The sequence below is a fragment of the Acetobacterium sp. genome, from assembly GCF_041752335.1.
Classification (GTDB): Bacteria; Bacillota; Clostridia; order Eubacteriales; family Eubacteriaceae; genus Acetobacterium.
Map to the genome: position 1 here is coordinate 16,889 of NZ_JBGSHG010000009.1, position 13,543 is coordinate 30,431.

The following is a 13,543-nucleotide window of genomic DNA, read 5'->3' on the forward strand; positions in this document are numbered from 1 at the left end:
AGGAGGCAGAATTATGAATTATTTTATGCTGGCCGGAGCCAGCAGTAATGTCGGCAAAACAACGGTCACCATGGGCATCATGGCGGCATTCAAGAAACGGGGACTGCCGGTAAAACCCTTTAAAACCGGTCCGGATTATATCGATCCGATGTTTCATCGCTTTGTAACCGGCGAACCTTCGATTAATCTGGACACCTGGATGTTAGACGAAGAAACGATCCGGGGCCTCTTTTTCAGACGGCTGGAGTCGGATGATCTGGGCATTGCGGAAGGAGTCATGGGTCTCTATGACGGCCATAGTCTGGAATCGGATGTCGGCAGCAGTGCCTATCTGGCCAAAACCATTGGGGCGCCGGTGATTTTGATCATCGACGGCCGGGGCATGGCTAAAAGTGCCGCAGCACTGGTAAAAGGCTATGTCGATTTTGATCCCGAGGCTAATATCGTCGGAGTCATCATCAATCGGATTTCATCAGAATCCCATTATCTGTTATTAAAAGAAATGATTGAAGCCTATAATGATGTGACCTGCCTGGGTTACTTTCCCAATAATCCCGACATTGTCATGGACAGCCGTCATCTGGGGCTGGTACCAGTCGAAGAAATTGCCGACTTCCGGGAAAAAGTGGATAAGGCCGGGGAACTGGCCGAAGCCCATATTGATCTCGATAAATTATGGGAAATCAGCAGGCATGACCAGGTGGTGAGTCCCTTTGTGGATCCTTTTTCAGGCTATGCTGACAAATATCAGGGGCTGCGGATCGGCGTGCCCAAAGACCGGGCCTTTAATTTTTACTATGATGACAATTTTATGGCTCTGGCCAACGCCGGGGTGGAAGTAGTCGAATTCAGTCCCTTGAATGATGCCAGTCTGCCAGAAAACATTGATGGTTTATATATCGGCGGCGGCTTTCCGGAAATATTCGGCGCCGAGCTGGCCGCCAACACGGCGATGATCGCCGATATTAAAAATAAACTGGAAGCCGGGCTGCCCTGTTATGCGGAGTGCGGCGGTCTGATGTATCTGACCAACTCGATGACCTTAAACAGCGGCGAAACCAATCCGGCCGTGGGCTTTTTCGCGGCTGATTCCCAAATGACCAAACGGCTGCAGCGGTTTGGCTATGTGAATATTGCCGCCTATCTTGGCGGCAAAACCATTGCGGTTCGCGGCCATGAATTTCACCACAGCCTGGTGACCACCGCGGAAGCCTTACCCACCGCCTATGTGATCACTAAAAAAGGCAAAACCTGGACCTGTGGGTACCGCCAGAAAAACGTCCTGGCCGGCTATCCGCATATTCATTTTTACAGCAACCCGCTGTTTTTAACCAGTCTCTTAAATGCCGTCCTGGAGCATCAAGCGGGGCAGGCATGAGGCGGGTCAGGGTCGAAACCCCGGGAACCTGCGGCGAATATATTCAGGGCTGGTATGATGGCAATCCTTGTCTGGTGTCCAGTCCAATTGACCGCTATTCCCGGATTATTATTGCCGAAGGACCAGGGAATCTGGAAGCCTTAAAACCCAAAACCAGAAAACAGGTAGAAGCGGTTTTTCAGCGCTTTGCGATTCCCCAGCAGGAAAAAGAGCATCTGCATTTTACCATGACCAGCGACATTCCGCTGGAAAAGGGCATGGCCAGCAGCACCGCCGACATCGCCGGAATGGCCGCCGGACTTTCCACTTATTTTGGTTTGGATCTGCCCCCCAGGGATATCGGTTCGCTCTGCACCGGCATTGAGCCGTCCGACAATCTGATGTTTGAGCGTTTGAACCTTTTTAATCACATCAGCGGTTCGGTATTAAAAGAATTTGATGGCACCGTGGAAGCAGACATTATGATTATTGATTTTCATGGTGGCATTGATACGATGACCTTCAATGAAAGCCAGGATGACTATTCCCCAGATGACTTAGTCACCTTTGCTGAAATTGTCGCTCAATTTGAAAAAGGGGTTCGTACTAAAAGCCTTAAGGATATTGGCGCCGCCTGTACCCAGAGCGCCATCCTTAACCAGAAACGCTTAAAAAAGAACTATCTGGATGGTTTGATTAGTCTGTCCCGGGATTTTGGCGGTTTGGGAACTGTCATTGGTCATAGCGGCACGGTGATTGGGATTATGTATGACAAGATCGATTTTCAGGAAGAGGGGTTCCTCGGAGCATTCAAAAAATATGTTCCCGAAGCGGTCTACGCCGAACTGTATCAAAATCGTCTGATACCAGGCGGAATAAAAATTACCACCGACGAGGTGTAAATCATATAGCATCGATTAATAAAGAAATAAGCACAAAAAAAAGCATTCAAGAAAGTGAGAAAAAATGGAATATATTAACAACCCCCGAGAAATTGAAGAGCGTAGTTTTGAGATTATCACCGCTGAAATGGGCGATAAGGTTTTCCCGGAAGCGATTGCCCCGATGGTCAAACGAATCATTCATACCACCGCTGATTTTGAATATGCCGATTTGCTGGAAATTTTGAACAACGGTTATGAAAGTGGGATGGCAGCCCTGAAACAGGGTAAGAAAATCTATGCCGACACCCGGATGATTCAGGTCGCCGTTAATAAAAAAGCCCTGGCCGATCACGGCATTGAAATTGTCAATTTTGTCCACGATGCCGATGTGGCTGCCGAAGCCAAAGAACGGGGCGTGACACGCTCCACGGTCAGTATGGAAAAAGCTTTGAAGGACGACAGCGTCGGTATCTTTGCCATCGGTAATGCCCCCACCGCTTTATATACCCTGATTGAACAGGTCAAACTGGGTAATGCCAAACCGGCGCTGATCATTGGCGCGCCGATTGGTTTTGTTGGGGCGGCTGAATCTAAGGAAGCATTGGATCAGATCGACAGCCCAATTATCCGGATCAACGGACGAAAAGGTGGCAGCCCGGTGGTGGCCGCCATTCTTAACGCCATGCTTTATCAACTGGGAAGGGAATGGTAAGGATGATGACAGCAAAAAAAGGAGTTTTTTATGGCATCGGGGTTGGTCCCGGCGATCCGGATCTGCTTACCGTTAAAGCCGCTAAGGTTTTAGATGCCTGCGATATGGTGATTACCCCGGTGAAAAAAATGGGCAGCACCAGTGTCGCCTTTGAAATTGTCAAAAGTCATATCGCCGATTTGTCAAAAGTCATTGAAATGAATTTTCCGATGATTTCGCTGTCGCAGGAACGGGAAGCGTTGCAGAAACAATGGCAAGAAAATGCTGACGAAATTGAAGTGTTGCTTAATCAGGGCAAGGATGTCGCTTTTATTACCCTGGGTGATCCGATGGTCTTCAGTACCTATTCTTATGTGATGGAATATCTGTTAAAACGAGATATTGAAGTGATAACCCTGTCCGGGGTACCATCATTTTGTAATCTCGGTGCGCAACTGAACATTCCGTTGACCCAGGGCGAAGAATCTTTGGGGATTGTGGCGATGACTCAGCCGGTGGAAGAAATCCGGGCGATCCTGGATGCCCACCAGAACATTGTGGTGATGAAAATTTCCGCCAACAATGCCTGGATGGCGGAAGAACTGGAAGCCCGTGGTCTGGAAAAGAGCTTTGTGCTGGTATCCAATATCGGCATGGAAACCCAGCAGGTAGTCCGGGATATTGATGTCTTAAAAGGCAAGATTCCTTACTTATCGACCCTCTTAATCAAAAAGAATTATCCCCTTCAGTAAGGGAGGTAAGCGATGTTAGATAAAACCATTGAAAAAAACGGCAAAACCCTGCGCTATGGTTATACCACTGGTTCCTGTGCTACGGCGGCAACCAAGGCGGCGCTGTTGATGTTTTTAAATCAGCAGAAATGGGAAACGGTTGAAATCAATACGCCTAAGGGCTGGGTGCTGGATCTGGTGCTGCACGATCAGACTTTTTCCGAAAACGAAGCCTCCTGTTCAGTCGTCAAAGATTCCGGCGATGACCCGGATGTGACCAATGGCGTCAAGGTTTTTTCCAAAATCACGCCTTCAGATCAGGACGGAATCGAGTTTGCCGCCGGCGTTGGCGTCGGAACCGTGACCTCGGTGGGACTCAGTATCCCACCCGGTGAACCGGCGATTAATCCCACCCCCAGAGAGATGATTGCCCAGGAGATTAACACGATTTTGAATTCTGATGCCGTTAAGCAGCTGTCAAATTTACCCAAAGGTTGGCGAGTGGAGTTGTCGATTCCCCAGGGCGTAGAACTGGCCAGGCGCACCTTTAATCCCAAGCTGGGGATTGCCGGCGGGCTGTCGATTATTGGTACCTCGGGGATTGTCGAGCCGATGAGCGAAGATGCCCTTAAGGCGTCGCTAAAACTGGAACTCTCGGTGCTCCATGCCAGAGGCTTTAAAGAAATCATCTTTGTCCCCGGTAATTATGGGAAAGATTTCTCAGACGAATTGGGGCTTGATGAAAATGTGCTGGTGAAAACCAGTAATTTTATCGGTTTTATGCTGGATGAGGCCGAACGGATGGGCTTTGAAAAAATTCTGCTGATCGGTCATCTGGGAAAACTGGTCAAGCTGGCGGGCGGGATTTTTAATACCCATAGCAGCGTTGCCGACGGCCGGATGGAAATTCTGACCGCTCACGCCGGTTTACTCGGGGCAACCCGGGAAACCATGGCAAAAATTATGGCATCCAAAACCACCGATGAAGCCACTGATATCATCTTGGCTGAAGATTTGCCAGACTATTTTAATCATCTGGCCGAGGTAGTACGAAAAAAGGTTTCGGATCGGGTTTACGGAACCATTGCAATGGAAGTGGTGCTTTTTTCCAAGATCCATGGCTTTTTAGGACAAAGCAAAGATGCAGAACAGTTGAGGAAACAATTATGTACCCATTAAAAATTATTGGACTGGGACCGGGACATCCGGATTATATATTACCGATCGCATTAAAAGAAATTGCCGCGGCGGAAGTGATTCTCTGTGGCACCCGCCATGCTGAAAGCTTTGATGCCAGCGGTAAAGAAATGCTCTTTATCGGAAAGGGAACCCCTCTCAGTGAGCTGATGGAAAAGGTTGCCCAGGTATACCAGAGCCGGAAAACTGCCCTGGTTGTTTCCGGCGATTGCGGATTTTACAGTCTACTGACCTATGCCAAAAAAGTAGTGCCGGAAAAGGACATTGTCTGTATTCCGGGGATCAGTTCGCTGCAGTATTTTTTTGCCAAGCTGGCCATCAGCTGGGAGGATGCAAAACTGATCAGTCTTCATGGCCGGGATCAGGATTTGGCAGCAGCCCTGGCGGAAAATAAAAAGCTGGGGATTCTGACCGACAAAAATAATAATACGGCCTTTATTGCCGGGATTCTGCAATCAGCCGGTTGTGAAAACAGCATGCTGTATGTGGGTGAAGAGTTATCCTATCCTAATGAAAAGATAACCCGCTTAACTGTGGCAGAAGCCCTGAGCTATCAGGAGGAAGGACTGGCAGTAGTGGTGGTAATCAATGAGTAAGATCGCAGGCTATAAGGACGACGCCTATATTCGGGGTAAGGCGCCGATGACCAAACGGGAAATCCGCATCCTGACCATTTCATTGTTGGGGATCAACCCTGGCGATGTGGTGGTGGATATCGGCGCCGGCACCGGTGGTCTCACCATGGAAGCGGCCTATGCCGCCGACCTTGGCAAGGTCTATGCCGTGGAAGCCAAGGAAACGGCGCTGGAGCTGGTCCAAAAAAACAAAGAACATTTTAACGCCGACCATGTCGTGATTATTCCCGGTAAAGCACCAGAGGCACTGGCCGAAATTAAAGAGCCAGTGGATCGGGTCATCATCGGCGGTTCCGGCGGTAACATGGAAGGTCTCTTCCAGTGGTGCAAGGCCAATACCCGCGCCGGCGGCCGGGTCATTGCCAACTTCGTTACCCTGGAGAATGCCGCTCAGGCCACCACCTTGATGAATCAGTATTTTGATAATGTTGAACTGGTTCAGGTGGGCATCAGCCGGGGCGAAGGCATCGGCGGTTTAACGATGCTCAAGGCGGCCAACCCGATTTTTATTATTACTGGCGATGTGAACTAAACAACCGTTTCGGTATTTGCGAAACTCAATAGAACGAACAATGATTGCATCCGAGTAGTTTCCACAACTAGAAGAAATCGCTAAGCGAATTTCTTCTAGTTCGTGCGAAACTGATCGGTAAGCTCGAGACACTTTCAGAATTGCCGGGAAACTGCTATTGACAAGAATCGATTCATAGTGTAAAATAAACTCAATTAAATAGTGAACTTGTCCTATATTCAAGGGAAAAAGGTGTAAATCCTTTGCTGTAATCGCAGCTGTAAAACATGATGACCGTCTCATAACCACTGTTAAGAAATTAGCGGGAAGGGAGATGTAAAGTTGATTGTTGAGCCAGAAGACCTGTTTGTAGTGATTTCTTATGAAACCTCCGATTTAGAGGACTGTAAGAGCATTATATTTAAATTTGTAAGTATGATTCTTTTATCCTTCTCCATTGGAGAAGGATTTTTTTTCGTCTTGCAGTCGTTAACGTCGGCAAGCGAATCCAGGAAGTGTGTGATTCTTGGGAGTTGGTTAATTTCTCCTAGCCAATAATAGAATCTCTTCGAATAGAAGGACATCTCCAAGTCAGTATTTAATGCCCTTCCTCGGGGATGATGTGTGACATCCCCGAATTTACCTTGCTTTCATTAATTTACATTTCCATAAAGAACACATCCTCAGCCTGAGTTTTTCTAGCAAAAACTCAGGCACTAGAAAAGCGGATCCGATTCTGGGCACGCTTTTTTTAGTTTTAAATATTGCTATTCGCAGATAAGATAAAATGGCTGATAAAAGTAATTGAAAACGATTTTATTTTGACAAGATAACGGTTTCATGGTAAAGTGATTATGTAATAAATTGCAATATGTCTTCTCGCAGTTTTCTGTCTGGAGATATAGGGCTTGTAGATATACCTGACTGTGAAGTTTTTCTGAGCGGAAGGGCGTGCATCTGGCATGTGTTTTTTTTGTGCTGTTTTGCTCCCTTTCCGCAAAGTTGGATAGGGGGCTTTTGTTTAGTTAAGGAGATTAAAATGGAGAAAAGAACGGGAATTGTGGGGATTGTAATTGAAGATTTTTCATCTGTAGAACGTGTGAATACCATTCTTCATGAATATCGGGAATTGGTTGTGGCAAGAATGGGTGTCCCCTATAAAGAGCGGGGGATATCGGTTATTGCATTAATTGTCGATGGCAGTAATGATGAAATCAGTGCGCTTACAGGTAAACTGGGAAGAATTAACGGCATATCAGTCAAGTCGATGATCACAAAAAAATAAATAAAGAAGAAGGTAACTTGTTAATGAATTTTTTGGATAAGTATCAGGATGAATTTGCGAAATATGATCAAATGGAACATGATTTTATTGATGATGACAAAATCTGGAGTCAATTGAAAAAGTGGGAAAATCCCGGGAAAGAAGATGTTCGTCGGGTTTTGAAGAAGGCCGAGCAATGTGTGAGACTCGATCCGGAAGAAATGGCCATTCTGATTCAGAACCAGGATCAGGAAACCATTGAGGAGATGTTCGCTCTGGCCAATCAGCTGAAACAGGAAGTTTATGGCGATCGCATTGTTTTCTTTGCACCCCTTTATATCAGTGATGAATGTGCCAATAATTGTAAATACTGTGGTTTTAGAAGCAGCAATCAGGACATGCACCGGAAAACCCTGACGATGGATGAAATCGAAGAAGAAGTCAAAATAATGATTGAAGAAGGTCAAAAACGAACAGTTCTTGTTTATGGCGAATCACCGTCGACCGAAGCAGATTTTATGTGTGAAACGGTGGAAAAAGTATATAGTGTCAAAACGGAGCATGGTGAAATTCGACGGGCTAATATTAATTGTGCACCACTGACTGTGGATGAACTTAAAAAACTGAAAGAAGTGGGAATCGGGACATTTCAGGTTTTCCAGGAAACCTATAATCATCAGACTTATCGCGAAGTACATCCTGAAGGAACGATCAAAGGCCACTACCGATGGCGAGCCTATGCCATGGATCGGGCTCAGGAAGCGGGTGTGGATGATGTTGGACTGGGGGTGTTGTTTGGATTGTATGATTGGCGTTTTGAGATGATGGGACTGTTATATCACACCATCCATCTTGAAGAAGAATTTAACGGCGTGGGACCCCATACGATTTCATTTCCGCGGATTACCCCGGCAACCGGAACGCCTTTCTCTGATCATCCGGAGTATGCTGTCAGCGACAGTGATTTTAAAAAGCTGGTGGCGATTTTACGCTTGTCAGTACCCTATACCGGATTGATTTGTACCGCCCGGGAACCGGATGCAGTGCGTCGGCAGGTGATCCCTTTTGGAGTTTCGCAGATCGATGCCGGTACCCGGATTGGGGTGGGGGCCTATGCACAGTCGAAACAGGCCAATGCCTTGCCGGATAAAGAACAGTTTTCGATAGGAGATGCCCGAACCCTTGATCATGTCGTTGCCGAAATCTGTGAGATGGATTGTATCCCTTCATTCTGTACCGCCTGTTATCGAGCCGGTCGAACGGGGGAAGAATTTATGAAGGTGGCAAAATCGAAATTTGTTTATAATTTCTGTATTCCCAATGCTATTTTTACGATGAAAGAATATTTGGTTGATTATGCTTCGGAGGAAACACGAGTCAAAGGTGATGAAGTAATTCGACAACATATGGAACAGTTCATTGGCCAACCTGTTTATGATACTATCGAGAAAAATTTGCAGCGAATTGAAAATGGCGAGCGTGATTTGCGCTTTTAGGAGCAAAGTTGATGAATCCAATGTTGAAAGATGCCAAAATGTTTTCCGAATGGTTGAACGAGGCACCCAAAAAAGAGCTGGCAGCATTGCTCCAATACTTTTGTGAAGCATCGAGAACTGAAGAGCGCTCACGGCTGTGTCAATTTGCCAATGAATTAAAAGAGTCGTATTATGGTAAAAAAGTCTATTTTCGGGGACTGATTGAGTTTACCAGTTTTTGCAAAAACAATTGTTACTATTGTGGTCTGCAGAAAAACAATCGGACGGTGACACGATACCGTCTCACTGAAAATGAAATATTGGCTTGCTGTCAAACCGGTTATGCCCTCGGTTTTCGGACCTTTGTCTTGCAGGGCGGTGAGGATGCCTATTTTACCGACGACAGGCTTTGCCAACTGATTGCGCAAATCAAGCAAAGCCTGCCAGGCTGTGCGGTGACACTCTCAATTGGTGAAAGAAGTTATGATTCCTACCAACAACTATTTGATGCCGGTGCGGATCGTTATCTGCTCCGGCATGAAACGGCTGATCACGAGCATTATGGTAAACTGCATCCGCCAGAACTCAGTTTAGAAAATCGCAAACGGTGCCTGTATGATTTAAAGAAAATCGGTTATCAGGTGGGCGCGGGATTTATGGTGGATTCACCGTTTCAAACATATGACACGCTGGCAGATGATTTTATCTTTCTGAGACAGCTTAATCCCCAGATGATTGGGATCGGCCCCTTTATTCCCCATCGCGAAACACCGTTTGCAGATTATTATCAGCCATCACCAGAGCGAACGCTGGTGATCTTGTCGCTGATTCGAATCATGCTGCCCAAAGCCATGTTGCCCGCGACAACGGCCCTGGGAACGGTTAACGAAGCCGGCCGGGAAAAAGGTTTGCTGGCTGGCGCCAATGTCGTCATGCCAAACCTTTCGCCATTGGAGAATCGCGACCATTATAACCTTTATGATCATAAACTGTGTACCGGAAAGGAAGCTGCTGAGCATTTGCCGGAACTTGTCCACCAAATTGAGTCCATTGGTTTAACCGCGGATTTTAGTCGGGGCGATTATGTGGATTTTGATCAAGGGGATTAAGTTTATTTAAGCAAAAATTGTCTGAGGTAAAATTTTATTGGTAATTAGCAACAGTATGATTTATTCTGGTGTGTTCGGAAATTTAAGGGTTACTAAAAAAGCGTATCGGCCGATACGCTTTTTTAAATGCGAAAAAATGTTACCCAAAGAGGCCGGATACAGAAACCCGAAGTTCCTTATAATAAAGCCGCATACTGGTCAATTTGATTCAGATGATTCAGGTCATTGAGCCAATCTTTGGGCAGTGCATCATAACCCAGATAGGCCCCTAAAACCATACCAATGATCATCCCTCTAGCAGCAGAGTCGCCACCCGACATGACGTTATCAATGAGTGCAGCTTTGATATTATCCTGATGTTTGAGGATAACAAAAAGCGAACTGGGAAAGGCGTCCTTGCCATGGCAGCTTTGGCCATTTTTAGTGATAAATTCAATCGTGGAATGATCGAGGTCTTTAACGACTGATTGAAAGTAACGATTAATTAGATTGCCGGAAAGGGGTTCCAAGCTTGTGATGGCATCATCAGGACGACCATCGTTTAAGATTTTCAACAAAACATCGGTTAAAAAATTTGCCATCTCGATGACCAGATCATTATTATGGGTCAGGCGGATCGTCGCTTCAATATACTCCTTTAAACGCGGATCCTGATGGTACTTAACAATAATTGGTGCGACGATGGCAAAACCCCCAAGTTCGTCAGACTGGGAACCCAGATTATTCTGTTTCGTCAGCAGACCGAGGCTTTCCTTTGATGCTTTATCGAGATAACCATCATAGGCCGACATATAAGCGAGCCAGTCCTGCTTTAATTTTTCAAGATCAAAAGCATCCATTGCTGATACGGATTTCAGGACGAGCAAACTCTGATCGCCGTAGTGAGTGAAATCGCCTTTTCGCTTGGTTGTATGATAAGTGGTCGATAATGGTGCAACAATGGATTCAATTTGGCCAAATTCATCGGCAATGCGGGTTGTATTATAAATCCAGTGTGCACCTAAAGCAAAACCATCCCCTAAAAATGCCCCATATAATAATCCTTTTAATTGATTCATAAAGTATTCTCCTTAAATTGTTATTTTCTATTTGTGTACCCAGATGTTATTTAAATATAGAAAAATTAGGTAATAAATTTATATCGTTACTGGTATTGAACTCTGCGATAAAATGGGTTAAACTGACAAAAACAAAGATAACAACGGAGGCAGTCAATGAGAATCCATTATTTACAACATGTTCCTTTTGAAAATCCCGGCAGTATTCTGGAATGGGCCAATGAAAATCAATGTCTGGTGACAGCGACCCATTTGTATGATAATGAAAAGTTGCCGGAGCTCAGCGAATTTGACTGGCTGGTGGTGATGGGGGGGCCCATGAACATTTATGAAGAAGATCAATACCCCTGGCTGAAGGCCGAAAAAAAATTTATCAAAGCCGCCATAGAAAGCAACAAGGTGGTGCTTGGTATGTGCCTGGGCAGCCAGTTGATTGCCAACATCATCGGTGGAAAGGTTGTTCAAAACAAACAAAAAGAGATCGGCTGGTTCCCCATTTCCTTTTCTGAAAAAGCCAAAGAGTCGCCACTGTTTGCTTTTTTCCCGGACAATCCGGTGGTTTTTCACTGGCATGGCGATACCTTCGTCGAGTTGCCCCGGGAAGCAAATGTCATTGCCGCAAGCGTAGCCTGTAAAAATCAGGCCTTTGTTTACCAACAAAGAGTTTTTGGATTCCAGTTTCATTTAGAAAATACCTTGCCGATTATCGAAGCTCTGATCAAAAACTGTGGCGCTGAAATGATTTCTGGTGATTATGTGCAACTACCAGAGGAAGTCTTGGCCCATCCGGAATACATCCTTCAGGACAATCAGTGGATGGCAGCATTTCTGAGCCAACTCAAACAGCTGGTTGCGGAAGGCCGGATTTAATAAAAATTTCGTTAGCAACAAATGACTGGTGAAAAATTGGGTATAAATAAATTTAGAAAGAATTGTTTGAAAGGAATTGTATGATGAAAAAGGTAATGCTTAACGAGATGACTGCGCTGGAAGTTCAGGAGATGTTAAAAAATACCAATCAGGTAACAGCCATTGTGACCTTTGGTTCCTGCGAGAGTCATGGCTGGCATTGTTGTCTGGGACCGGATTTTTTTGTACCATCGGAGGTGGCCAAACGGGTGGCTGAAAAACTGGACAATGTGGTGGTGCTGCCCTGTGTACCATTTGGTACCTCCATTCATTACAACCGTTATCCGATGTCCATTACCTTGCGGTATGAAACGGAAATTGCCATTGCCGAAGATATTTTAGAGAGCCTGATTAACAACGGCATCAAACACATTTATATTTTAAATGGTCATGATGGTAATATCCCAGCACTGGAAATTGCCGCTCATAAGGTCAAGAATCGCCATCAGGAGGCACGGTTTCTCTATTTGCCGGACTGGTGGACAAAGGTTGGACCGATTATGGGTAACCGTTTTGAGGTCTGGAATGGACTGGGACATGGTGGTGAAGGGGAAACCTCGATTATGATGGCCTTGCGTCCAGAACTGGTCAATCTGGAAGATGCGGTGTCCCAGGTGCCGGAAAACGTCATTAAGATCAATGAAAAGGTGGATATTATCTGGGATATCAAGGAACTCACCACCACCGGTGCCACTGGGGATCCCACCAAGGCCAGCATTGAAAAAGGTGAGCAGATGCTGGAGATCTTTGTGGATCTGGTTGCCAGCGCTATTGAAGAGATGGATCAGCGGGGCTGGGAGTATTGATTTTTTACTGGGAATAGTCATTTTTAGGTTTTACGAAAAGGTTTAATAAACAGAAAAGAGGTGGTCAATCATGAAAAAATTAATATTGATACTGTCAGCCATTGGTTTAGCCCTATTCCTGTCAGGCTGTTCGCTGATCCCGGGAATTTTTGGCAACAAGTCGGAGTCGGTGAAAAATCAGGAAATTACCTTGGCCTTGTCATTTGGAGAGCGAACGGGCACTTATACTGGTCAATTGGTAGAAGGTTTACCCCAGGGTACCGGTGTTTTTACTACTTCCAATGAGGATGAAGTTGCCTGGACCTATGAAGGAGCATGGGAACAAGGCCATTTTCAGGGAATGGGAGAAACCGTCTGGGAAGATGGGTTTATGCAGGAAGGTAACTACCAGAATGATCTTTTAAATGGGTCGGGACAAGAATATCTTGATAAGAATCTCTTATACGACGGTAATTACAACGATAATCGTTATGACGGACAGGGTACGCTTTACAATTATTATGGCGAGGTGATTTACGAAGGCGATTTTGACATGGGTTACTATAATGAGACCTTAGTGCAGCGGAAAGCTAGATTGGATCCATTTAAAGCCCAGACTGCTGAATTATCTTATGCCGAAATACTTGAAAATGCCAAAAATGGAACCGGAAAGAAAGTCAAAATGACAGGACGAGTTTATCAGGTTTATGAAAATTTTGAAAATCAGCAATACTTCTGTGATTTTATCTTGGATTTAAATGACGATCCCAATCAGATGGTGCAGGTCTATTATCGCTTAAACTCGGGAGAATCACCTTTGGTTGAAGGTCAAATGGTGACGGTCTGGGGCACCGTTGAATACCTCTATACTTACACCTCCGATGCCGGTCAAGAATATACTATTCCTAATATGGAAGGCTGGAGCGTGGAGTAAAAA

General features: G+C 45.5%; 14 protein-coding genes and 1 riboswitch. Of the genes, 13 read left to right on the top strand and 1 reads right to left on the bottom strand.

The features are described 5' to 3' along the window. Positions 1 to 13 precede the first annotated feature (13 nt). From ACEW8F_RS01595 to hydE, 10 genes are all read left to right on the top strand, one after another. Entirely contained in the window at positions 14 to 1,378 is a 1,365-nt protein-coding gene (locus ACEW8F_RS01595) for a cobyrinate a,c-diamide synthase (RefSeq protein WP_373481723.1), read from the top strand. Further along, positions 1,375 to 2,259, top strand: a complete 885-nt coding sequence (locus ACEW8F_RS01600; RefSeq protein WP_373481724.1) for a GHMP kinase — start codon at positions 1,375 to 1,377, stop codon at positions 2,257 to 2,259. Before ACEW8F_RS01595 ends, ACEW8F_RS01600 begins: the two co-directional genes overlap by 4 nt. 64 nt (positions 2,260 to 2,323) lie before the next feature. After that, a complete protein-coding gene (locus tag ACEW8F_RS01605; protein ID WP_373481725.1) occupies positions 2,324 to 2,953 on the top strand; it encodes a precorrin-8X methylmutase in 630 nt (209 codons plus the stop codon). 2 nt (positions 2,954 to 2,955) lie between these two features. Beyond that, a complete protein-coding gene (cobI, locus tag ACEW8F_RS01610) occupies positions 2,956 to 3,684 on the top strand; it encodes a precorrin-2 C(20)-methyltransferase (RefSeq protein ID WP_373481726.1) in 729 nt (242 codons plus the stop codon). 12 nt (positions 3,685 to 3,696) lie between these two features. After that, positions 3,697 to 4,842, top strand: a complete 1,146-nt coding sequence (gene cbiD, locus ACEW8F_RS01615; protein WP_373481727.1) for a cobalt-precorrin-5B (C(1))-methyltransferase CbiD — start codon at positions 3,697 to 3,699, stop codon at positions 4,840 to 4,842. Next, positions 4,830 to 5,456 carry a precorrin-6y C5,15-methyltransferase (decarboxylating) subunit CbiE gene (gene cbiE, locus ACEW8F_RS01620; protein ID WP_373481728.1) on the top strand — a complete coding sequence of 209 codons (627 nt, stop codon included), beginning with the start codon at positions 4,830 to 4,832 and terminating at the stop codon, positions 5,454 to 5,456. Before cbiD ends, cbiE begins: the two co-directional genes overlap by 13 nt. Continuing rightward, entirely contained in the window at positions 5,449 to 6,027 is a 579-nt protein-coding gene (gene cbiT, locus ACEW8F_RS01625) for a precorrin-6Y C5,15-methyltransferase (decarboxylating) subunit CbiT (protein WP_373481729.1), read from the top strand. Before cbiE ends, cbiT begins: the two co-directional genes overlap by 8 nt. Positions 6,028 to 6,206: 179 nt before the next feature. Continuing rightward, a riboswitch (cobalamin riboswitch) is annotated at positions 6,207 to 6,392 on the top strand. A 653-nt stretch (positions 6,393 to 7,045) separates the two neighbouring features. Next, positions 7,046 to 7,291 carry a TM1266 family iron-only hydrogenase system putative regulator gene (locus ACEW8F_RS01630; RefSeq protein WP_373481730.1) on the top strand — a complete coding sequence of 82 codons (246 nt, stop codon included), beginning with the start codon at positions 7,046 to 7,048 and terminating at the stop codon, positions 7,289 to 7,291. A 23-nt stretch (positions 7,292 to 7,314) separates the two neighbouring features. Further along, a complete protein-coding gene (gene hydG / locus ACEW8F_RS01635) occupies positions 7,315 to 8,766 on the top strand; it encodes a [FeFe] hydrogenase H-cluster radical SAM maturase HydG (RefSeq protein ID WP_373481731.1) in 1,452 nt (483 codons plus the stop codon). 11 nt (positions 8,767 to 8,777) lie between these two features. Continuing rightward, on the top strand, positions 8,778 to 9,854 hold the full coding sequence (hydE, locus tag ACEW8F_RS01640; RefSeq protein WP_373481732.1) for a [FeFe] hydrogenase H-cluster radical SAM maturase HydE: 1,077 nt from the start codon (positions 8,778 to 8,780) through the stop codon (positions 9,852 to 9,854). Positions 9,855 to 10,030: 176 nt separating this feature from the next. Here hydE and ACEW8F_RS01645 read toward each other — a convergent pair whose 3' ends face one another. After that, the gene (locus ACEW8F_RS01645; protein WP_373481733.1) at positions 10,031 to 10,912 is read right to left on the bottom strand and encodes an ADP-ribosylglycohydrolase family protein; all 882 of its coding nucleotides are present in this window, start codon (positions 10,910 to 10,912) and stop codon (positions 10,031 to 10,033) included. 156 nt (positions 10,913 to 11,068) lie between these two features. Here ACEW8F_RS01645 and ACEW8F_RS01650 point away from each other — a divergent pair, with 156 nt between their 5' ends. The 3 genes from ACEW8F_RS01650 to ACEW8F_RS01660 all read left to right on the top strand — a co-directional run bounded on the left by ACEW8F_RS01650 (position 11,069) and on the right by ACEW8F_RS01660 (position 13,540). Next, on the top strand, positions 11,069 to 11,782 hold the full coding sequence (locus tag ACEW8F_RS01650; protein ID WP_373481734.1) for a type 1 glutamine amidotransferase: 714 nt from the start codon (positions 11,069 to 11,071) through the stop codon (positions 11,780 to 11,782). An 80-nt stretch (positions 11,783 to 11,862) separates the two neighbouring features. Then, entirely contained in the window at positions 11,863 to 12,627 is a 765-nt protein-coding gene (locus tag ACEW8F_RS01655; RefSeq protein WP_373481735.1) for a creatininase family protein, read from the top strand. A 70-nt stretch (positions 12,628 to 12,697) separates the two neighbouring features. Further along, on the top strand, positions 12,698 to 13,540 hold the full coding sequence (locus ACEW8F_RS01660) for a hypothetical protein (RefSeq protein ID WP_373481736.1): 843 nt from the start codon (positions 12,698 to 12,700) through the stop codon (positions 13,538 to 13,540). Positions 13,541 to 13,543: the final 3 nt, after the last annotated feature.

What these genes read in the sequence shown, in the direction of transcription:
- ACEW8F_RS01650 (WP_373481734.1), top strand. Translation starts at nt 11,069, where the DNA reads ATGAGAATCCATTATTTACAACATGTTCCTTTTGAAAATCCCGGCAGT.
- cbiD (WP_373481727.1), top strand. Translation starts at nt 3,697, where the DNA reads ATGTTAGATAAAACCATTGAAAAAAACGGCAAAACCCTGCGCTATGGT.
- ACEW8F_RS01595 (WP_373481723.1), top strand. Translation starts at nt 14, where the DNA reads ATGAATTATTTTATGCTGGCCGGAGCCAGCAGTAATGTCGGCAAAACA.
- ACEW8F_RS01630 (WP_373481730.1), top strand. Translation starts at nt 7,046, where the DNA reads ATGGAGAAAAGAACGGGAATTGTGGGGATTGTAATTGAAGATTTTTCA.
- ACEW8F_RS01645 (WP_373481733.1), bottom strand. Translation starts at nt 10,912, where the DNA reads ATGAATCAATTAAAAGGATTATTATATGGGGCATTTTTAGGGGATGGT.
- cbiT (WP_373481729.1), top strand. Translation starts at nt 5,449, where the DNA reads ATGAGTAAGATCGCAGGCTATAAGGACGACGCCTATATTCGGGGTAAG.
- ACEW8F_RS01660 (WP_373481736.1), top strand. Translation starts at nt 12,698, where the DNA reads ATGAAAAAATTAATATTGATACTGTCAGCCATTGGTTTAGCCCTATTC.
- ACEW8F_RS01600 (WP_373481724.1), top strand. Translation starts at nt 1,375, where the DNA reads ATGAGGCGGGTCAGGGTCGAAACCCCGGGAACCTGCGGCGAATATATT.
- cbiE (WP_373481728.1), top strand. Translation starts at nt 4,830, where the DNA reads ATGTACCCATTAAAAATTATTGGACTGGGACCGGGACATCCGGATTAT.
- ACEW8F_RS01655 (WP_373481735.1), top strand. Translation starts at nt 11,863, where the DNA reads ATGATGAAAAAGGTAATGCTTAACGAGATGACTGCGCTGGAAGTTCAG.
- hydG (WP_373481731.1), top strand. Translation starts at nt 7,315, where the DNA reads ATGAATTTTTTGGATAAGTATCAGGATGAATTTGCGAAATATGATCAA.
- cobI (WP_373481726.1), top strand. Translation starts at nt 2,956, where the DNA reads ATGATGACAGCAAAAAAAGGAGTTTTTTATGGCATCGGGGTTGGTCCC.
- ACEW8F_RS01605 (WP_373481725.1), top strand. Translation starts at nt 2,324, where the DNA reads ATGGAATATATTAACAACCCCCGAGAAATTGAAGAGCGTAGTTTTGAG.
- hydE (WP_373481732.1), top strand. Translation starts at nt 8,778, where the DNA reads ATGAATCCAATGTTGAAAGATGCCAAAATGTTTTCCGAATGGTTGAAC.